Origin of the sequence: Bradyrhizobium dasycarpum, from assembly GCF_042019905.1 — a bacterium.
Classification (GTDB): domain Bacteria; phylum Pseudomonadota; class Alphaproteobacteria; order Rhizobiales; family Xanthobacteraceae; genus Bradyrhizobium; species Bradyrhizobium japonicum_B.
The window spans coordinates 4,167,593-4,188,890 of record NZ_CP169574.1 but is presented as its reverse complement, the minus strand read 5'-3'; the positions used below and the strand labels follow the sequence as shown (position 1 = coordinate 4,188,890).

Here is a 21,298-nt window from a genome sequence, read left to right as displayed (position 1 = left end):
CGCCGCGCGAACACGGCGCCTTTCGCATTCGCGGCGTGCGGGGCGATCAGGCCTTGACGGCGGCGAAGGCGTAGCCGTTGCCGTCCTTGGTCAGCGTGCCGACGTTCGGAAAGCCGAAATGATAGCCGGCGATCATGCCCTTTTCGGCGATCACGCGGTCGAAGAAGGCGCGCCGCGTGGCCTCCGCCTTCGGTCCGTCGCTGTCGAAGCCGGAGAACCAGCCGGGGTTCTTGACGAACAGCTGGTAGATGCCGGTGACGTCGCTCTGGATGAAGAGCTGCTGCCCGCCGGAGGCCACCAGGAAGGACATGTGGCCGATCGTGTGACCCGGCGTGGCGATGGCCTTGACGCCGGGCGCGAGGTCGGCGCCGTCGCCATACTGCTTGATGTTCTTCCAGGTCGGGAAGGTCGCCTGAATCCGCTTGACGTGGGGGCGGTTGGCCTCGGGCACTTTCTCCACCAGGGCCGCATCGGTCCAGAACTTGTACTCCACTTCGGGCATCATGATTTCCGCGTTCGGAAATACCTGCGCGTCGGTTTCCTTCACCCACAGGCCCGAAATGTGATCGGGATGGAAATGCGAGATCACCACCGTCGATACCGTCGCCGGATCGAGCCCGGCAGCCTTCATGTTGCTCGCAAGCTTGCCGACGCTGGCAGGGCCGTTGGCGCCGAAACCGGTGTCGAACAGAACGACCTTGCCGCCGGTACGGATGGCGGTGACCGTGAAGGGGTTGTCGATCTTGTCGGGTCCGATGCCGGCTGCGGTCAGCGCCTTCTTGACCTCGTCGAGCCCGACATTCTTGACCATGCCCTCCGTCACCGGCCGTTCGATCGAGCCTTCATGGAGGCTGAACACCTCGATGTCACCGACCTTGTATTTGAGGCTGTCGGCGGCGCGCTGTGCAGAAGCGGCACCGATGAAAGACACTGGTCCGTTGAGGCCGAAGACCAGTGCTGCCCCGGTGCTTCCGAGGACCAGATCCCGGCGTGAAATCTCGAACATTGTGGTGCTCCCTGTGAGTGAATCCTCGGACAGCGCTTTACATGGGTTGAGTGCGCCCGCGATGGTTCGACACCGCGATGCGTGGCCTATTCCATGGCGATCGTCATGCAGGGAACGGCAAGATGACGCAGTCAGGCCGCGGTCTTGAGAACGATTTGCAACAAAGAGGCGGCGCTTACGCTGCCGCCCACGGCTTCTCGCCGTGCCGCTCCGACAGGGTGAAGATCTCGACGCCGGTCGCGGTGACGCCGACGGAATGCTCGAACTGCGCCGACAGCGAGCGGTCGCGGGTGACGGCGGTCCAGCCGTCGGAGAGGATCTTCACATGCGGCTTGCCGAGATTGATCATCGGCTCGATGGTGAAGAACATGCCGGGCTTGAGCTGCACGCCTTCGCCCGGGCGGCCGATATGGATGATGTTCGGTTCGTCGTGGAACATGCGGCCGAGGCCATGGCCGCAGAAATCGCGCACCACGCTCATGCCCTGCGGCTCGACGAAGCTCTGGATGGCATGGCCGATGTCGCCGGTGGTGGCGCCGGGCTTCACCGCGGCGATGCCGCGCATCATCGCTTCATACGTCACCTCGATCAGCCGCTCCGCCTTGCGGGCGATCGGGCCGACCGCATACATCCGGCTGGAATCGCCGTACCAGCCGTCGACGATGAAGGTGACGTCGATGTTGACGATGTCGCCCTCCTTGAGCGGGCGGTCGCCGGGCATGCCGTGGCAGACCACGTGGTTGAGCGAGGTGCAGGTCGAATAGCGATAGCCGCGATACATCAAGGTCGCCGGATAGGCGCCGTGGCTGAAGGCGAACTCGCGGACGAACTGGTCGATGCGCTCGGTCGGCACGCCGGGCCCGACGATGTCGGTGAGCTCGTCCAGGCACTTCGCCACCAGCGCGCCCGCCTTGCGCATGCCGGCAAAGGCGGCCGGCCCGTGCAGCTTGATCTGTCCGGTCTTGCGCAGCGAGGTATCGGTGGCTTCGACGTAGCTCATGCTTGTGCGGTCTTCCCGGGCTGATCTCGATGTCGGTGGAAGGGCTTGATTTCAGGCCCTAATTTAATGATTGCGGGCTTTCATGCAAGCCGAGGCAGAGCGTTTTCGCGCGAAGTGGCTACCGGTTCGCGTGAAGAAAACGCGTCAAAACAAGGGCCCTTACCGGCCTTGCGCCCGAACGCGGCCTAATTCGGGACTTCTACGGTGGTTTCCACGGGGAGGGCGCCGCCGCGGATGCGGATTTCGCGGACCGGATAGGGAACCCGGATGCCCTCGCGCTTGAACGCGTCCCATAGCGCCAGCATCACGTCGCTCTTGACGGTGTCCATGCCGTCGGGGTCCGCGAGCCAGAGGGTGAGGGAGAACTTCATGCCGGCCTCCGCGAACTCGGTCAGAATGCAGTTCGGCGGCTTGCCCTTCTGCGCGCGGGGATGAGCGGCGGCGATCTCGGCGGCGAGCTTGCAGACGAGCCGCGGGTCGGCGTCGTAATTGGTGCCGAAGGCGATCTTCACCAGCGTGTTCTTGTCGGTATAGGTCCAGTTGACGACCTTCTGCGTCACCAGATCCTCGTTCGGCACCAGGAACTCGCGGCCGTCGCCGGCGGCGACGGAAATATAGCGCGTTTTCATCGCGCTGATGCGGCCGGTATTGTCGCCGATGGTGACGAGGTCGCCGGGCTTCACCGACTTGTCGGCGAGCAGGATGATGCCCGAGATGAAATTGGCGACGATCTTCTGCAGGCCGATACCGATGCCGACGCCGACCGCGCCGGAGAACACCGCGAGCGCGGACAGGTCGATGCCGACCGCGCCGAGCGCGATGACGATGGCGACGGCCAGAAGCCCGATGCGGATGATCTTGACCAGCAGCACCTGCACCGACGGCGTCAGGTCGGTGGTCGCGTTGATCCGGCTCTCGGCGAAATTGCTGGCGATGTTGGTGGCCCAGAGCGCGATGAGGAGGAGCGCGCCCGCCTTGATTGCCAGCAGCGGGGTCAGCCTGAGGCCGCCGAGCACGATCGCGTAGGCATCGAGCAGGTCGACGGTCGTATCGAACTGCCCGAGGATGGACAGCGCGGCGACGAACCAGGCCGTGATCGACACCAGCTTGACGATGAAGGCATTGCGCAACACCGAGGTCAGGAGCCGGATCGCGAGCCAGGCCAGCCCGAGCTTGGCGGCGACCATCAGCAGATAGGAGCGGCTCGGCCAGGTCGCGTGGTACATCACGAGGCGCGAGATGATCACGAGCAAGGTGAACACCGCCGTCGAGGCGCTGGAGACCATCACCCGGGCGAAGTGCCGGAGCGGCAGCGGCCAGCGCATCGTCAGCGCGGTCATGTCGACCCGGTTGCGGATGCCGGCCTCCGCCGCATAGGCGATGCCGGCGGCGGCCAGAATGAGCCCGAATTGCAGGTAGAACCAGGGCGAGGAGACCTCCGCCCCGACGCTGCGCGCGGTGGTCTGCACGAACTCCATGAAGTCCTTGAGGTCCATGTCCATCGGTCTCGTCGGCAAGCGGGGAGGATTTGATTCGAGGGAGCCGCAGAATCCCACAAAGGGCGCGGCCGGGCCACCGATACACCGGCATGTGATGGACGTTAAGGCCGTAAAAACGGGCAGATTGCCGCGAGACGCGAAAATGGGTTGGCGCGTGAGTCTGCCGACGATAAGGATGCCATTCCAGCTGTTTTAACCCGGAAGGTGGATGGCCTCTCTCGACTCCGTCAGCCTCGCGATATTGCTCGGCGCCGTCCTCGTCATGGCCGGTATCCTGTCGAGCCTGCTTGCGCTCCGCTTCGGCGCGCCCCTGCTGCTGGTCTTCCTTGCGGTCGGCATGCTCGCCGGCGATTCCGGTCCAGGCCAGCTCCAGTTCGACGACGTCCGCACCACCTATCTGGTCGGCTCGGTCGCGCTGGCCCTGATCCTGTTCGATGGCGGCCTCAGGACGCGCTTTGCCAGCATCCGCACCGTGCTCGCGCCGTCCGTGGTGCTCGCGACCGTCGGCGTGCTGCTGACCGCGCTGATCACGGCGCCGTTCGCCAGATCGCGCTCGATCTCAACTGGACGGAATCGCTGCTGGTCGGCGCCGTGGTGGCCTCGACCGATGCGGCCGCGGTGTTCCTGCTGGTGCACACCCAGGGCCTGCGCCTGCGCCCGCGCGTCGGCGCGACGCTGGAGGCCGAATCCGGCACCAACGACCCCTTCGCGATCTTCCTCACCTTGATGCTGGTCGAGTACATCTCGGTCGGCCTCGAGCTCGCCCGGCCACGTGCTGATGGAGTTCATGCGGGAGGCGGTGCTGGGCGCCATCGTCGGCTTCATCGGCGGACGCCTCGTCGTCATCGCGCTGAACCAGGTGGCGCTGCCGCAGGGCCTGCATGCGCCCTTCGTGACCACGGGCGCGCTGGTGATCTTCGGCGGCGCGCAGATGATGCATGCTTCCGGCTTCCTCGCGGTCTATCTCGCCGGCATCATCATCGGCAACCGGCCGACGCGCGCGCACAACCAGGTCGTGGCCTTCCTCGATGCTGCGACCTGGCTGGCGCAGATCGTGATGTTCGTGCTGCTCGGCCTGCTGGTCTCGCCGAGCCGGCTAGGGGCCAGCATCGTGCCGGCGGTCGCCGTCGCGTTCATGCTGATGCTGGTGGCGCGGCCGATCGCGGTGTTCGTGTGCCTTGCGCCATTCCGCTTCAACTGGCGCGAGAAGATCTTCATCGCCTGGACCGGCCTGCGCGGCGCGGTCGCGATCTTCCTGGCCTCGATCCCGATGCTGGTCGGCCTGTCCAAGGCCTATCTCTACTTCGACGTCGCCTTCGTCGTCGTCATCATCTCGCTCTTGCTGCAGGGCTGGACCCTTGCACCGGCCGCGCGCAAGCTCCACGTGGCGCTGCCGCGCGCCGAGCGCGGCCCGCGCCGTGTCGAATTGGATCTGCCCGGCCAGCTCGAGCAGCAGCTGGTCGGCTATCCGGTGCGGCCCAAGAGCCTGTATTTCCGCCGCGGCCTGATCCCGTCCTGGTCCAAGCCGACGCTGGTGATCCGCAACGAGAACATCCTGACGCCGCTGGAGGCCGATCCGATCGCGCCCGGCGACTACATCTATCTGCTGGCCCCGCCGGAAAAGGCCGAATCGCTGGACCGCTTCTTCGTCGACATGCAGCCGAGCTCGGCGCCGGATCCGCATCTGCTCGGCGACTTCATGGTCTCCGGCGAGCACACGCTCGCCGAGCTGGCGGAGATCTACGGCGTCCGGATCGGCGCGGACGAGGGCGAACTGACCCTCGCGGATTATTTCGACGTCCATCTCGACCACGCGCCGAAGGAGGGTGCCGAGCTCGCCCTGGACGAGATCGTGCTGGTCGCGCGCAGGATCTCCGGCGGCCGCGTCAGCGTCGTCGGCCTGCGCCTGCCGGAAGAAGACGAGACGCCCCCGTCGCTGACCCGCGCGCAGGCGCTGCGGAAGAAGCTTTCGGATATGTGGACCTCGGTGGCGGGGGTGTAACGCAGCCGTAGGGTGGGGCAAAGGCGCGTAGCGCCGCGCCCACCATTTGACTATGATTGAGAGAGTCGGTGGGCAGGCTTCGCTTTGCCCACCCTACGACGGCTACGCTCGCAATGACTCGTGTCCCGGACGCGCTGCAACGCGCAAGCGTTGCTGCGCAGAGCCGGGACCCATGGCGCGGTGTAGGCCCTGGGTCTGCGACGCATCACTGCGTGCTGCGTCGCGTCCGGGCCCCTCACGTCAGCACCTTCACGCCGCCGAAACTCGTCACCCGTCCCTGCTTCAGCATCACGATCTGGGTGGCGAGCTGGCGCAGCTCGGCGGCGTCGTGGCTGACATAGACCATCGGCACGTTGGCTTCGTCGCGCAGCCGCACCAGGTAGGGCAGGATCTCGAGCTTGCGGCCCTCGTCGAGCGCGCCGAGCGGTTCGTCGAGCAGCAAGAGGCGCGGCCGTGACAGCAGCGCGCGTCCGAGGGCGACGCGCTGGCGCTCGCCGCCGGAGAGTTTTCCGGGACGACGATCGAGCAGGGCGCCGATATCGAGCAGGTCGATGATGCGCCTGTGCTGGGCAGGATCGGGCGCAAGGCCGTTCATGCGGCGGCCGTAGTCGAGATTCTGCGCGACGTCGAGATGCGGAAACAGCCGCGCGTCCTGAAACACGTAGCCGATGCGGCGGCGATACGTCGGCACGTGGATGCCGGCCGCGATGTCGTCCACGGTCTCGCCGTCGATCACGATGGTGCCGCGGTCGGGCCGCAACAATCCTGCGATCATGTTGACCAGCGAGGTCTTGCCGGCGCCCGACGCGCCGAACAGGCCGATGACGCGGCCTTCGCTGGTGAAGGATGCCTGAAGCGAGAAATCGCCGAGCTTCTTCTCGACATCGACGCGCAGCATGGTCAATTCCCGTGCAGCCGCGCGGTGGCGCGGCGGGCAAACCATTCGGCCGATATCAGCGCGCCCAGCGCCAGCGCGATCGAGACGATCACGAGCCGGCCGGCCGCGGCGTCGCCGTCCGGCGTCTGGATCAGCGAATAGATCGCCGAGGAGATCGTCTGGGTCTCGCCGGGAATGTTGGAGACGAAGGTGATGGTCGCGCCGAATTCGCCGATCGCCTTGGCAAAGCCCAGCACCATGCCGGCGAGCACGCCGGGCAGCGCCAACGGCAGCGTCACCGTGAAGAACACTTTCCATGGGGCGGCGCCGAGCGTCTCGGCGGCCTGCTCCAGCCGGCGGTCGATCGCCTCGATCGACAGTCGCATTGGGCGCACCAGCAGCGGAAACGCCATCACGCCGCAGGCGAGCGCCGCGCCGGTCCAGCGGAACGAGAACACGATACCGAGATGGTCGGCGAGGAAGCCGCCGACGAGGCCGCGCCGGCCGAACGTGAGGAGCAGCAGATATCCGGTGACGACAGGCGGCAGCACCAGCGGCAGATGCACCACGGCGTCGAGCACCGACTTGCCCCAGAAATCACGCCGCGCCAGCAGCCATGCCAGCGCGATGCCGAACGGCGTCGCGACCAGCGTGGCGATGACCGCGACCCTGAGCGAGAGCAGGATCGCGGTCCATTCGGCGGGAGAGATCTCGATCATCAAATGCTGAATATCAGATTGTCGGGCTGATCAGGAACTTGAAGCCGTGCTTTTCCAGAATGGACTTGGCCACCGAGGTGCGCAGGAAGGCGAGATAGTCGCTGGTCCCGGCCTTCGCGATCGTGGTCGCGGCAACCGGATAGATGATCGCGGGGTGCGAGTCCGCCGGGAAGGTGCCGACGATCTTGACGCCGGGCTCGACCTTGGCGTCGGTGGCATAGACGATGCCGAGATTGGCCTCGCCGCGCGCCACCAGCGTCAGCGCGGCGCGCACGCTCTCGGCCATCGCGAATTTCGCTTCGGCTGCCTGCCAGGCGCCGAGCTTCTCAAGCGCCGCCTTGGCATATTTGCCTGCGGGCACCGACTTGACGTCGCCGGTCGCGATCCTGCCGTCGCCGGCGAGCTTGGCGAGGTCGAAGCCCCGGGCAATCGCGACGTTGTCGATCCTGGAATCCTTCGGCGCGATCAGCACGAGGCTGTTGCCGAGCAGATTGACTCTGGAAGGCTCATTGATGGTCTTCCTGGCGATCGCGTAGTCCATCCAGTCGGTGTCGGCGGAGACGAACACGTCCGCCGGCGCGCCCTGCTCGATCTGCCGGGCGAGCACCGAGCTCGCGGCATAGCTGACCGAGAACTTGACGCCGGTCCTGGCGGTGTAGGCGGCATCGACCTCGTCGAGCGCGTTCTTCATCGAGGCGGCGGCGAACACCGTGATGGTCTTGTCCTCGGCCGCGGCCGGCGAGAGGGGGCGGCGGCAAGGATCATGAAGGAAAGTATCACGAAGCCGGTGAGAAGTCCGGACAGACGAAACATGGATGCGCTCCGTGCGAGCTCGCGCGCGCAGGCGGCGCACGCAAATCTGGCGTTGGGTGGGTCAGATGCGACGGGCGGACGCGCCGTTCCACGGCTCCACGGTGGCTTACGGCCAGCGTGGGATATCGCAGCAGCGAAGATAGCAGGCCAGGTCGGAAGGTCAAACCCGGTGCGTCATCCCGGGGCGCGCACCCCAATCACCACTGTCGTCCCGGACAAGCGCAGCTTTGGAGAACGCGCAGCGTTGTCCAGAGCGGAGCGCCGATCCGGACCCATACTTCGAGAACATGCCTGTGGAGCGACGCCGGCAATTCCGAGTCTTCGCCAAACCACTCCCTGGGGCAATGGGTCCGGGATCTCCGCGCGCTTAGGGCGCGCTTGTCCGGGACGACACCGAGAGCGTGGCGACCAGCATACTCTTACGGCTTCGCATCGCCTGCGTTCAGCACCGCCTTGCAGGCCGCCGGCATCTGCGCCAGCGTCATCGGCGGCTTCGGTTTTGGCGGCTCCGGCGGCGGCTTGGGGTGCAGCACCGCGTCGGAGAACCAATAGGCGAGATCGGCGGGCTTGCAGCCTTCCTCCTCGGCCTGCGACGGCTGGCCCTCGCACTCCTCGGCACCCGCCGGGCAGCGCATGCGGATGTGGAAATGGTAGTCGTGGCCCCACCAGGGGCGGATCTTCGACAGCCACGCGCGGTCGCCCTTGGCCTCGCGGCACAGCGCCTTCTTGATCGCGGCGTTGACGAAGATGCGCTGCACCGCCGGCTCCCGCGCCGCATCGCGCAGCACCAGCACATGGCCCGGCGTGAACACACGGGTGTCGACGTCGAGCCGGTCCTGACGCACCATCATCACCGCCGACATGTCTTCGCGCTCCTCGCGGGAGAGGCGGCGGTCCGGCATCGGCGTCAGCCAGATGTCGGCGTCGAGACCGATCTGGTGGCTGGCATGGCCCGACAGCGCCGGGCCGCCGCGCGGCTGCGCGATATCGCCGACCAGGATGCCCGGCCATCGCGCGTCCTTGTGCGCCTTGGCGGCGAGCCGCTTGATCAGCGCGATCATCTCGGGGTGGCCATAGCTGCGGTTGCGCGACAGCCGCATCACCTGCCAGTGATCGCCGTTGAGCGGCATCTGCTGTGCGCCGCCGATGCAGCCCTTGGTGTAGGAGCCGATGACATGGGCCGGGCCTTTGGACGGCAGCAGCTTGCGCGCGAACAGCTCCTTGGCGGCCAGATCAGGGTCGTTCGGATTGGCGAGCGGCGGCAGCGGCTTCGGATTCACGCTGCCCTTGTCCTGGGCCAGCGCGGTGCCGGCGGCCAGGGGAACGAACCAGAGCAGGAGGAGGATGATGCCGCGGCGACTCATGCAGACGTCCTTATAGCCCAATGCCGCATCAGGGGTAAGAATGAGGCTGGAGCCGGCGGCCGGCTCGGCGCTGCTCGTTAAATCGTGTCTCAGGCCGCGTTTCTTAAGGCGGCAATAACCGTATCCTGCATTGACCAAAATTCGTGCGCGGCGCGAGGAAAATCCGCGGATCGCATGCAATCGTGCGTGATTTCGGAACTGAAACAAGCGCGCGCGCAATTTTGCATCAGGCCGACCAACGATTGCGGCTTCGGACAGGGTTTGATGGCGCCTGCCGCCATGGCCACGCCGCGCAAACAGGCAGCAAGGTCCGCCTGGCGCCGACCGCGGCCGGGCGAGATTACTTTTTTTTCAGACACTTGCCCCAAGACTTTTTCATTCAGGACTTGCGCGGGCGGGCGCGACGGGAACGAGTGAAGTTGGGTTTGAAGTCTCGAAAAGCAAAAAAGCGAAGGCAAGGCGTGCCTGCCCGGGCCGGCCGATCGCCGCGCAAGCCGCGCTTCGCGTGCGCACCGCGACCGCTGTCCGAACACGACGAGGTCTTGCGCAGTCGCGCCGAGGCGGAAGCCGCGATCGCGGACGCGCGCAAATCCCATGAGCGGCTGCGCCAGGCCATCGACATCCTGCCGCAGGGCATCGTGTTCCTCGATGCCGAAGGCCGCTACGTCCTCTGGAACAAGAAATACGCCGAGATCTACAGCAAGACCGCCGATCTGTTCGAGGAAGGCGCGCGCCTCGAAGACACGCTGCGCATCGGCGTCGCCCGCGGCGACTATCCCGAGGCCATCGGCAATGAAGAAGCCTGGATCGCCGAGCGCCTGCAAAAGCTCTATCAGCCCGGCGCGCGCCACGAGCAGAAGCTGTCGGACGGCCGCGTCGTCCTGATCGACGAGCGCTTGACCGATGACGGCGGCGTGGTCGGCCTGCGCGTCGACATCACCGAGCTGAAGCAGCGCGAAGCCTCGTTCCGCCTGCTGTTCGACGGCAATCCCGTCCCGATGATCGTCTGCGCGCTGGACGACGAGCGCATCCTCGGCGTCAACGATGCCGCGGTCGCGCATTACGGCTACAGCCGCGCCGAGTTCGAGCGGCTGAAGATCCGCTCCCTGCAGGCCTTCGACAGCGAGCCGCCCTGGACTGCCGATCGTTCCAGCGAGGAGCTGGCCGGCCGCACCTGGAAGCACGTCAAGGCCGACGGCGCGCTGATCGACCTTGCGATCTATTTCCGCGAATTGACCTATGCCGACCGGCCCGCGGTGCTGCTGGCGCTGATGGACATCACCGAACGCAAGCGCGCCGAGGCGCGGCTCGCCTTCATGGCCCAGCATGACGCCCTGACCGGCCTGCCCAACCGCGCCCTGCTGCGCCAGCAGACCGACGAGATGCTGCTGCACACGCGGCGCAGCCCCGAGAAGGTCGCGCTGCTGATGCTGGGGCTCGACAATTTCAAGGCGGTCAACGACACGCTCGGACACGCGGTCGGCGACAAGCTGTTGCGCGGCGTCGCCAAGCGGCTGCGCTCGACGCTTCGCGAGGAAGACGCGCTGGCGCGGCTCAACTCGGACGAGTTCGCGATTGTGCAGAGCGGCCTGATGCGGCCCGAGGACGCGGTGGGACTGGCAAAGCGCCTGCTCGAGGCCATCGCCGATCCCTATCTGCTCGACGGTCATTCCGTGGTGATCGGCGCCTCGATCGGCATCGCGATGGCGCCGGGCGACGGCGACGATTCCTGGAGAAGCTGCTCAAGGGCGCCGACATGGCGCTGTCGCGCGCCAAGCAGGATGCGCGGGGCAGCTTCGCCTTCTTCGAGGCCGCGCTGGATGCGAAAGCGCAGAGCCGCCGCAAGATCGAGGTCGAGTTGCGCGACGCGATCCAGAGCGACGTGCTGCGTCCGCACTATCAGCCGCTGATCGACCTCCAGAGCGGCCGCATCACCGGCTTCGAAGCGCTGGTGCGCTGGCCGCACGCCGAGCGCGGCATGGTCTCGCCGGCCGAGTTCATTCCGGTCGCCGAGGACACTGGCCTGATCAATCCGCTCGGCGGGCTGATGCTGCGCCGGGCCTGCCTGGATGCCGCGGCCTGGCCGGATGACGTCCGCGTCGCCGTCAACCTCTCGCCGCTTCAGTTCCGCAGCGGCAATCTGCTCTCGATGGTGACGGACGCGCTGAAGATTTCCGGCCTGCCGCCGCGGCGGCTCGAGCTCGAGATCACCGAGACGCTGCTCCTGGAGAAGAGCGCGCAGGTGCTGGCGACGCTGCATGCCTTGCGCGCTCTGGGGGTGCGGATCTCGATGGACGATTTCGGCACCGGCTATTCCAGCCTCAGCTACCTGCGCAGCTTCCCCTTCGACAAGATCAAGATCGATCAGTCCTTCGTTCGCGATCTCGGCGCCAACCGCGAGGCGCAGGCCATCATCCGCTCCATCGTCAGCCTCGGCAAAGGCCTGGGCGTCACCATCACCGCCGAAGGCGTCGAGACCGAAGCCGAGCTGAGCTGCCTGCGCGCGGAAGGCTGCCACGAAGGCCAGGGCTTTCTGTTCAGCAAGGCCCGGCCCAATATCGAGATCGTCAGCCTGCTCGCCGCACAGCGCGGCATCGACGGCGACGAGGATGCGCTGGTGGCGTGAGCGCGCCACTCACCTCTCTCCCTGCTTGAATTGCGGGAGGTCGCATTTGGGTGAGTGCCGCGCCAGCCATGCGATATACTGTCTCGAAGGCCTTCGCCGACTAATGGATGATACAGGTCGCACCCTGGTGAATGAAATCGATCTTCAAACACGATCGATGTGTGCTGTCCCGGATGCTATGGTCGAAAACCAAGGCGCTTGATAACGTCGATCGTGACGACGTCCAGCATCTAGCAGTATTTGTTCAACTGCGCTGCGCTCCCAAGGATCGCTTCCAATTGCTTCTGCGTATGGCAAGACAATCTCAGCAATAAAGTTTTCTGTAGCGACTTCACCAGGCGAAGGTACGGGTTCCATTTTGCCCTTTACGTACATTTCCAGGAGACGAAGTGCTGCTGGCTTGTTGAGCTGATCTGTTGTCACTCCAACAATATGCAACAATATCATGCTTAGGATAAAATCTCTACGATGATCCTTAGGGTCATTAGCCATGCTTATCAGCGTTTGATGATCAGAGATCGGCGTGGCTCGTGCTAAGTGCCGGCACACGAAAGAGAGTGGTCCGTCAGTTAGCCATTCGTCCTCCCTAAATTCCGAATGGATGATAGCAATCCAGTCCAGGGCGCGCTCTATTTTCAACTCAATCTTTTCGTGGATGCCACCCAAGAATAAGTCATTCAGGATTTTTAAGACCCTTCGAACGTTTTTGCCCAAAGCTGCCAAAACCAGCGGCTCCTCCAGTTCGAATTCATAGTCTGTCGCTAGAGAGCAAAAATTTAACTCCGCCTCGGAAGCAAAATCAGGCTTCTTGAGGACGTCGACCACGATAGATTTTGCGCCCGCACTCTTTGGACTTGATGCAAGCGCAAGCAGTATACGACGCAGAGCCGTGTTGCGTTCACCTTTTGCAGTTTCTTTGAGCCCGAGCCTCCAGTCGGCATCTCGCTCCGCCAGGCTCCTAAGCAATTCCATCTCCCAGCGGGAAGGAGCATTTTCTCTAATTGGCGCGACGAGCATCTTGTTGCGTCGAACTGTGAAGCGAGGAGACCACCACCGCCATGTGCCCTTGCCGTATCTCAGTCCCAGATACAGTGAGAAGACGGCTTGCGGAACGCCTCTATCGAATTGCTCTGTAAGATACTTTTGTACAGTAAGGTCGTTGTTGATCTCGCGAAGACCGCTACAGATTATGCCTCTAATATGTGTCGACTTCTTTCGGGACCATGCCAGTAGCGCGTCTCGTTGCGGCTTTGGAATGTTACCTATTAGCCCACTGTAGTCGAATTGAACTCGATCAGGGTCCGATTTAGCGCGGTCGCTCATTTGGCTCGCTTCCGCGTCGCTCGTTTCGAGAGCAGTGAGAAGGTGCGAAAGCAATTTATCATTGTCGATCCGCTCGCCGAGGGCCGGGCTGAACCAGTTGAGAAAGTTGAAGCCCTTTCTATTTTTGCGTAGTCGGTCAATCCACGTGCAGATGTCTTCGCCGGTTTGGAAGGGCAGCAGCATCGCAGCAGCCCATCCGCCCAACTCATCGTCACGATCGGTCAATGACTTAAGTTTAGGGACGATGCTGTCCGGGATGGTCCAATTCTCCATTGCATAGACAAGCTCTCGCTGCCGCTCGTCAGAGAGTGGATAACTTATCAGGAGGTCGACAAAGGTGCTCCAAAGGTTGTCTTTTCCGATTTCCGCAGCATGAGCGATCGCTGCTGCTAGTTCCGCATCCATGATATAAACGTCGCGCAATAGTTGCTCTGCTTCAGGATCGTTTAGCAGGGCGGCGGCCCAAGCTATTGCATTGTCCCATCTTCTGACGGCAAGGACATTTTCTAGTGAGGCGTCGTTGCTGCGCCAAGAGTTAGCAAGATAATTCGCCGCAAGGAATTCGGTAATCGAACGATGTGCGAATCGCACGTGTTCGTCGATCTCAGAAACAAATATGCCGACGCTGACTAGACGATCGAGAAATCGCCGTCCGTCTTTGGATATCGATGTGTGTTGATCTTTGTTGGTCCCCAATTTGAACGCAACGTGCTCGATAGGAATCGTGTCAAATCCAGACGCCAACACGTCAGCTGCAAGTTTCGAAAGGCGTTTGAGAGTATCATCCGGACTAGTAGGAGCTGCCGCTTCGAGTGAGCGAGTGAGAAATCTCGAAAACAGCGCCGGAGCCGAAGCAATATCTCGATGGTATCCAAGCAAACGTCTTCCAAGCGTCAGAACGAATGGGGTCTTTAGAGCGTTGAACAGATCAGGTGAAACATCTTCCTTGCATCGGCCCATTTCTTCTAAATTAGACCGGACGAATTGATCGTCTAGACTATGAATCAGAAATACGGGCAAGCTAGGATCTGGCGCTAGATCGGCCCGGCGTGTCCCAAATTGAATCAGGGCACCATCGAGGCTGGCCATAAGCTTTTCGAGTTCTGAGCGCCACTGTCCGGAGTCTAAATATTCCGAGGGCATCTCGTCTAGCGAGTCGACGATGAGAATGATGGTGTGCGATTGAGAAAGCGTAGCGAGATCAAGTGATCTGGGAACGGTGGCGGCCACAAGAGAGTCAAAATGCCCTCTGTAGAGGCGGGCGTCCAACAGGATCGGAATATCGGGAGCGTCGCCTTGCTTATCATCGGACAAACACCAATCGAGCAGCTTGCGTCCAGCCCGCGCGATACGCTCGCCCAGAGCAAATGATTTTCCAGAGCCCGCCGGTCCCTGAAGAATAAAAGATGCAGGTAACTCTTCTAAGAGACTTGCTAGGCTAGCTCCGTGGAAACGCTGTATCCACTCCGGAAAGCGACCACGATTGTGCCAGCTTCCGAACAGGACCTTCAGTGGAAAGGTGGCTCCGGAGGTGGGCTGGATTAGACGCGCTGCATAACGGATCAGTTCGCGCTCTTGGTCCGAGGATTTTGTTGGGAAGTTGGAGGCAAGCTTTCGGTTCAATTGGGGACGAAGCTTTCGAAGCAGGCTTATCAGCTCTTGATGAGACGCTCCATTCGAAGTGGTGGGGTAGCCGACAACTCTCAGCCGATACTGGCGCCAGTAGTACTCCATTAGTTCGTTGCTCGCGTCCGCAACGATGGCCCACAACTCTCCCGCGTTCCCGTTGTAACGTTCTTTTAGGGAACGAAGGAGGATCAGCATATCCGGATCGCGTAGCCCGTATCCGATAAACAGCACAGGCCTGCTGACGAATAGAGTATCGAGGGTCGCCCTTACGAGGTTTGCAGATCCAAACAGTATGCGATCATATTGTGTTGAAGATAGAACAAGGCTTTCAGCCTCTGACAAGTCTCCGTGTGGCTTAAAGATGAAATGGTTTGCACTGGCCTTCTGAATGTCGGCTAGATCGGCAACTTGCCGGTTGGTTACTGTACGGAACTCACCAAGGCGATTTTGCAGGCCGAGTTGCTGCTCAATCAGCGAGTCAAAATTGGTGGTTACGAATCGTTCTGGGCCAAGGTTCGTGATGAGTTCGTGAATTTCGTGAGGGCGCGCCTTAGCAAAGCCAAGGTCTTCTCGCAGCGTCGATGCGATCTCCAAAGGAGTTATCTGATCTGCGAGCTTGTCAGCCGAATCCAATAGGTCGCCTCGAGGCTAAGGCGTCTTGGGCAAGTAGTGCGCTCCGGCCACGGCGTTCACATGCAGCGATCAAGCCGGAGAGCAGCGAATTCCAACTCGGTAAGCCTGACCAAACGGAGATGCCTGATCCGACGAACAATACCGTGTCAGGATGAGTAAGGACGTTAACAAGGGATCGCTCGATTTGATCTGAAGTCATGGCAGGTTAATAGGCTCTCAAAGTATGAAACTTCTGCTGGATCGAACCAAAATGTAGCACACGCTCTAGTCATTGTGAGCCAAGTCGAATACGCGGGCGCGTGCTTCCGGTGTCAGGCCGCGGCGCGGCCGAGGGCGAGCGATGGCCTGCGCCTGGTCGGGAAGCTCAGCGCCACCGCGACGGCGGCGAGCCCGATCGCGAAGGAGCCGGCGTGCAGCCAGGTGTAGCGCTGGAAATTGTCGAACACGAGTCCGCCGGCCCAGGGTCCGAGCGCCATGCCGAGGCTGGCGAAAGCCGACACCGCACCGAACACCGTGCCCATGATACGCGCGCCGAAGAACTCGCGGACCAGCACGGCATAGAGCGGCATCACCCCGCCATAGGCGAGGCCGAACACGACCGACAGCGCGTAGAATTCGCCGAGCTGCGCCACCGCAAGATAGGTCGCGATGCAGATCGCCTGCACCAGGAGCCCGCCGACCAGCACGGGCTTGGCACCGATGCGATCGGCCAGCGCGCCCAGCAGCAGGCGGCCGCCGAGGCCCGAGACGCCGGCGACGCTGTAGACCGTCACCGCCGTGAGCGGAGCGATGCCGCAGACCATTGCGTACGACACCATGTGGAAGATCGGGCCGGAATGCGCCGCGCAGCAGGCGAAATGCGCCGCCGCCAGCGCAATGAATTGCGGCGTGCGCAACGCCTGCGCCGCGGTCAGCTCGACCTCCGGCGCCGCGTCTGCACGCGTGTCGACCGCGGCCGCGGGTGCCGGACGCACCAGGAAGCAGGCGGGGATCAGCAGCGCCCAGGCGGCACAGCCGATCACCAGCATGGCGGTGCGCCAGTCGTAGGCCGTGATGAGCCAGCTCGCGGCCGGTGCGATCGTCACCGGCGACACGCCCATGCCGGCCGAAACCAGCGCCACGGCGAGACTTCTGTTCTTCTCGATCCAGGCGCTCGCCAGCGCCATCATCGGTGCATAGAAGCTGCCGGCGGCAATGCCGATCAGCACGCCGAAGCAGAGCTGGAACTGCCATAAGCTCGTCGCCTGGCTCGCGGTGACGAGGCCGAGCCCCAGCAACAGGCTTCCCGCGAGCACCACGATGCGCGTGCCGAACCGGTCCGACAGCGCGCCCCACAGGAACGCGGCAAATCCCATGAAGAGGAAATCCAGCGTCGCCGCCGCCGATACCCCGGCGCGCGACCAGCCCATGGCGTCCGAGATCGGCTGCAGGAACACCGCCAGCGACAGCATCGTGCCGAACCCGACACACGTCATCAGCGCGCCTGCGGCGACAACGACCCAGCCATAGTCGAAGCGTGACGGCTTGCTCATGCGTTTCCTCGGCGCTGTTGGTTTTGTTGGTGGTGCGCGGGAGAGATCGTGGCCCATCCGCTTCCGGAGAGCAAGGCGCGCTGGGCGCACGGCTGACACCGCCTGCGCGTCATGATAGCATTCCGCTCGCCACCGGCCTGCTTTGTTGTTCTCACTAACGCATCCGCAAGAACGCGTGAGGAGGCAAGTCCAATGACATGGGAAGCGCTCTGCAGGCCGCGCAATTGCCGTGGGCTTGTCTTGTCAGCCATGCTCGCCGCCGCGGTCGCGGCATCCCCAGCCTGCGCAGACGACGGCCGCAGCTCCGCCCGCGAGCCGGGGCCGGTGTTTTCGGATAGCGGCCCGGATGCCGAGCTCTACGGCGCGGCCGAGGGCTATCCGGTCGGCACACGCGGGGGCGCCCCCAGCTTGACAAGCTGGTCGGGGCCTACAGCCATTTCGACGAGCTGTACCGCTCGCGCCCGGTTCGCCGTGCGGCGGTGGCCTGGCCATTCAAGCGCGCGCCGGAGCCGTCGATTGCCTATAGTTTCGATAATCAGCGGCTGAGCATCGCGGACTACCTCAAGCGCAACCCGGTGACGGGACTCCTGATCGCCCGCGACGACACCATCCTGTTCGAGCACTATCAATATGCACGGACCGACCGCCACCGCTTTGTCTCGCAGTCCATGGCCAAGACGCTGGTGGCCATGCTGGTCGGGATCGCGGTCTCGGAGGGGCGGATCAAGTCGATCGACGACCTCGCCTCGACCTACGTTCCCGGCCTTGCAGGAACGGAATATGGAAACACATCCATCCGTGCCCTGCTGAACATGTCTTCAGGCGTCGCGTTCTCGGAAGTCTATGACGGCAAGGACGACATTGCCCGGCTCGGGCGGGCGCTGTTCGTCGGCGAGCCGAAGGACCCCGTCGCCGTTGTCGCGCAATTCAATACCCGAACCGCACCGCCGGGGACCAGATGGCACTATGCCAGCGTTGAAACGGAAATCCTCGGCCTGGTCCTGCGCGCCGCCACGGGCACGCCGGTTGCCGACTATCTTCACGACCGCATCTGGGACCCCATCGGCACCGAAGCGGATGCCTCGTGGGCGATCGACGGCAGCGGGCAAGAGGTCGCCTTTTGCTGCTTCAACTCCACCTTGCGCGACTATGCGCGCCTTGCCCGCTTGCTCGCCCATGACGGTGCCTGGGAAGGCCGTCAATTGATCCCCCGGCAATGGCTGCTCGATGCAACGACCGTCAGGCCAGAGGATGGCCATCTCGCGCCGCGGGTCGCGACGCCCTATTTCGGCTACGGCTATCAGGTGTGGCTCCTCCCTGGCGAGCAGCGCAGGTTTGCCCTGCTCGGCATCCGCGGTCAGGTCATCCTGGTCGATCCGGCCTCCAAGCTCGTCATGGTGCACACCGCCGTTCGCCAGAAGCCGTCCGAGCCGGGAGGAATGCGGGAGCCGCTCGCGCTGTGGTCCGCCGTGCTGCAACAGCTCGGGCAATGATGGGCTGAGGGCGTCTCGGCTCGCAGATTTTAGCGGCGGCCCTGTCGGCGCCGGCGAGGTTCGATCGTCCTTGGTCTGCAAATCCCGAAAAGCGCTGCCGATGGCTGCGCATGCCGGACATGATGGTGCCCCGCCTGAAAGAATTGAACTGGAGCATGCCCATGAGGATCACCGTTGAGACCAGCGTAGCCGCCCCCATCGATCAGGTCTGGCAGGCCTATACGACGCCCGCCGACATCGTGAAGTGGAATGCGGCGTCCGACGACTGGCATACGACCAGGGCGGCGGTCGACCTGCGCGAAGGCGGCGCCTTCTCGTCCCGGATGGAGGCCAAGGACGGCAGCATGGGCTTCGACTTCGCCGGCACCTACACCAGGATCGTCGAGCACGAGCGGATCGAATATGCGTTCGGCGATCGGAAGGCTGAGGTCGAGTTCGTGCCGGGCGTGAAGGGCGTTGTCGTGCGTGTCGTCTTCGATGGCGAAACGACGCACTCGGAGGAGCAGCAGCGGAGCGGCTGGCAGGCGATCCTCGACAATTTCGCAAGATATGTCGAGGCGAAGCGGACGCGGTGAATGATCAGGACGCGGACGTGCTGCCGGACGCCGGCATTACGCACCCTTGCGATGCTACCAACCTGCCCCTGTTTTGCCCGACAGGGCAAACGGATTTCGCCAAACCGAAAAAGCGCAATGCCGCCAATGGGACGGCTACTGTGCATGGGGTTGTTTTCGCAGTTTTTGGTTTTGGCGAGTCCCAATGGCTCGCGCCGAGCTGATCCAGCCACGACATCCGGTCTCGCTTCTCCGCCGTCATGGCCGGGCTTGACCCGGCTATCCACGTCTTCACGGCGCCAGGAACGTGGATGCCCGGGACGAGCCCGGGCATGACGATGGTCGGTATCGGCGGCTCAGTTCGGGAGGTCGCTCAGCTGTCCACCTTCAGCGCCGCAATGAAGGCTTCCTGCGGGATGTCGACCTTGCCGAACTGCCGCATCTTCTTCTTGCCTTCCTTCTGCTTCTCCAGAAGTTTGCGCTTGCGCGTGATGTCGCCGCCGTAGCATTTCGCGGTGACGTCCTTGCGCAGCGCGCGCACCGTCTCGCGGGCGATCACCTTGCCGCCGATCGCCGCCTGGATCGGAATCTGGAACATGTGCGGCGGGATCAGCTCCTTCATCTTCTCGACCATGGCGCGGCCGCGGCCTTCGGCGCGGGTGCGATGCACCAGCATCGAGAGCGCGTCGACCGGCTCGCCGTTGACCACAATCTGCATCTTGACGAGATCGGCCGGCTTGTAATCGGTGAGATGATAGTCGAACGAGGCGTAGCCCTTGGAGACCGACTTCAGCCGGTCGTAGAAGTCGAACACCACTTCGTTGAGCGGCAGATCGTACTTCACCATGGCGCGGGAGCCGACGTAGGTCAGCTCCTTCTGCGCGCCGCGGCGGTCCTGGCACAGCTTCAGCACGCTGCCGAGATATTCGTCGGGCGTCATGATCGTCGCCTCGATCCAGGGCTCCTGGATCTCGGCGATCTTGACCACGTCGGGCATGTCGACGGGATTGTGGATCTCGAGCTCGCTGCCGTCGGTGAGCTTCATCTTGTAGATGACGCTCGGCGCGGTCGCGATCAGGTTGAGATCGAACTCGCGCGACAGCCGCTCCTGGATGATCTCGAGGTGAAGAAGCCCGAGGAAGCCGCAGCGGAAGCCGAAGCCGAGCGCGGCCGAGGTCTCCATCTCGAAGGAGAAGCTGGCATCGTTCAGCCGCAGCTTGCCCATCGCGGCGCGCAGCGTCTCGAAGTCGTCGGCGTCGACCGGGAACAGGCCGCAGAACACGACGGGGATGGCGGGCTTGAAGCCCGGCAGCATTTCGGTGACCGGCTTCCTGTCGTCGGTGATGGTGTCGCCGACGCGGGTGTCGGCGACTTCCTTGATCGCGGCGGTGATGAAGCCGATCTCGCCGGGGCCGAGCTCGTCGACCTGCTGCATCTTCGGCGTGAAGAAGCCGACGCGCTCGACGTCGTAGGCCGCGCCGGTGCCCATCATGCGCACGCGCTGGCCCTTCTTCATGACGCCGTCGACGACGCGGATCAGAACGACGACGCCGAGATAGACGTCGTACCAGCTGTCGACCAGCAGCGCCTTCAGCGTCGCGTCGCGGTCGCCCTTCGGCGGCGGCAGACGCGTGACGATCGCCTCCAGCACGTCGGGGACGCCAAGGCCGGTCTTGGCCGAGATCATCACCGCGTCGGAGGCGTCGATGCCGATGACGTCCTCGATCTGCTGCTTGACCTTCTCGGGCTCGGCAGCGGGAAGGTCGACCTTGTTCAGGACCGGGACGATCTCGTGATTGTTGTCGAGCGCCTGATAGACGTTGGCGAGCGTCTGCGCCTCGACGCCCTGGCTGGCGTCGACCACCAGCAGGGAACCTTCGCACGCCGCCAGCGACCGCGACACTTCGTAGGCGAAGTCGACATGGCCGGGCGTGTCCATCAGGTTGAAGATGTAGTCCTTGCCGTCCTTGGCGCGGTACGACAGGCGCACCGTCTGCGCCTTGATGGTGATGCCGCGCTCGCGCTCGATGTCCATGGAATCGAGCACCTGCTCCTTGCCCGCCATTTCGCGGTCGGAGAGCCCGCCGGTCATCTGGATCAGGCGGTCGGCCAGCGTCGATTTGCCATGGTCGATATGGGCGACGATGGAGAAATTGCGGATGTTGGAAATGGGGACGGTCGTCATGGGCGCGGGATACCACTCACATCCCCCTGCGGCAACCATATTG

At 63.6% G+C, this 21,298-nt stretch carries 12 protein-coding genes and 3 pseudogenes; 5 read left to right on the top strand and 10 right to left on the bottom strand.

Translation table 11 applies throughout. The features are described from left to right. Positions 1–46: 46 nt before the first annotated feature. From ACETMP_RS20175 to ACETMP_RS20165, 3 genes are all read right to left on the bottom strand, one after another. Positions 47–1,006: an MBL fold metallo-hydrolase gene (locus tag ACETMP_RS20175; RefSeq protein ID WP_375157550.1), complete on the bottom strand. Its 960-nt coding sequence runs from the start codon at positions 1,004–1,006 to the stop codon at positions 47–49. A 175-nt stretch (positions 1,007–1,181) separates the two neighbouring features. Continuing rightward, a complete protein-coding gene (map, locus tag ACETMP_RS20170; protein WP_375157549.1) occupies positions 1,182–2,006 on the bottom strand; it encodes a type I methionyl aminopeptidase in 825 nt (274 codons plus the stop codon). Positions 2,007–2,191: 185 nt separating this feature from the next. Continuing rightward, the gene (locus ACETMP_RS20165; protein WP_375157548.1) at positions 2,192–3,508 is read right to left on the bottom strand and encodes a mechanosensitive ion channel family protein; all 1,317 of its coding nucleotides are present in this window, start codon (positions 3,506–3,508) and stop codon (positions 2,192–2,194) included. Between the two features lie 205 nt (positions 3,509–3,713). Between ACETMP_RS20165 and ACETMP_RS20160 the strand changes: the two are divergent. Beyond that, positions 3,714–5,507: pseudogene (locus ACETMP_RS20160) on the top strand (potassium/proton antiporter). 235 nt (positions 5,508–5,742) lie between these two features. Here ACETMP_RS20160 and modC read toward each other — a convergent pair. The 4 genes and pseudogenes from modC to mepA form a co-directional block, all read right to left on the bottom strand. Continuing rightward, on the bottom strand, positions 5,743–6,405 hold the full coding sequence (gene modC / locus ACETMP_RS20155) for a molybdenum ABC transporter ATP-binding protein (protein ID WP_375157547.1): 663 nt from the start codon (positions 6,403–6,405) through the stop codon (positions 5,743–5,745). A 2-nt stretch (positions 6,406–6,407) separates the two neighbouring features. Then, positions 6,408–7,103, bottom strand: coding sequence for a molybdate ABC transporter permease subunit (gene modB, locus ACETMP_RS20150; RefSeq protein ID WP_375157546.1), 696 nt, complete (start codon positions 7,101–7,103; stop codon positions 6,408–6,410). Between the two features lie 13 nt (positions 7,104–7,116). Next, a pseudogene (gene modA, locus ACETMP_RS20145) lies at positions 7,117–7,868 on the bottom strand (molybdate ABC transporter substrate-binding protein). 467 nt (positions 7,869–8,335) lie between these two features. Beyond that, a complete protein-coding gene (gene mepA, locus ACETMP_RS20140) occupies positions 8,336–9,280 on the bottom strand; it encodes a penicillin-insensitive murein endopeptidase (protein ID WP_375157545.1) in 945 nt (314 codons plus the stop codon). A 461-nt stretch (positions 9,281–9,741) separates the two neighbouring features. On the opposite strand from mepA, the pseudogene ACETMP_RS20135 reads away from it, so the two are divergent. After that, positions 9,742–11,906 (top strand): annotated as a pseudogene (locus ACETMP_RS20135) (EAL domain-containing protein). A 144-nt stretch (positions 11,907–12,050) separates the two neighbouring features. Here the strand turns inward: ACETMP_RS20135 and ACETMP_RS20130 are convergent. Both ACETMP_RS20130 and ACETMP_RS20125 read right to left on the bottom strand, forming a co-directional pair. Beyond that, entirely contained in the window at positions 12,051–15,491 is a 3,441-nt protein-coding gene (locus ACETMP_RS20130; RefSeq protein WP_375157544.1) for an SIR2 family protein, read from the bottom strand. 311 nt (positions 15,492–15,802) lie between these two features. Further along, positions 15,803–17,023: an MFS transporter gene (locus tag ACETMP_RS20125; RefSeq protein ID WP_375157543.1), complete on the bottom strand. Its 1,221-nt coding sequence runs from the start codon at positions 17,021–17,023 to the stop codon at positions 15,803–15,805. 479 nt (positions 17,024–17,502) lie between these two features. Here ACETMP_RS20125 and ACETMP_RS20120 point away from each other — a divergent pair, with 479 nt between their 5' ends. From ACETMP_RS20120 to ACETMP_RS20110, 3 genes are all read left to right on the top strand, one after another. After that, positions 17,503–18,516 (top strand): serine hydrolase domain-containing protein, encoded by a 1,014-nt coding sequence (locus ACETMP_RS20120; protein WP_375157542.1) that lies wholly within the window; start codon positions 17,503–17,505, stop codon positions 18,514–18,516. 161 nt (positions 18,517–18,677) lie between these two features. Next, positions 18,678–19,091, top strand: coding sequence for an SRPBCC domain-containing protein (locus tag ACETMP_RS20115; RefSeq protein ID WP_375157541.1), 414 nt, complete (start codon positions 18,678–18,680; stop codon positions 19,089–19,091). Further along, the gene (locus ACETMP_RS20110) at positions 19,088–19,294 is read left to right on the top strand and encodes a hypothetical protein (RefSeq protein WP_375157540.1); all 207 of its coding nucleotides are present in this window, start codon (positions 19,088–19,090) and stop codon (positions 19,292–19,294) included. Before ACETMP_RS20115 ends, ACETMP_RS20110 begins: the two co-directional genes overlap by 4 nt. Positions 19,295–19,443: 149 nt before the next feature. Here the strand turns inward: ACETMP_RS20110 and lepA are convergent, their stop codons facing one another. Continuing rightward, complete coding sequence (lepA, locus tag ACETMP_RS20105) at positions 19,444–21,255, bottom strand: translation elongation factor 4 (protein WP_375157539.1); 1,812 nt, start codon at positions 21,253–21,255, stop codon at positions 19,444–19,446. Positions 21,256–21,298: the final 43 nt, after the last annotated feature.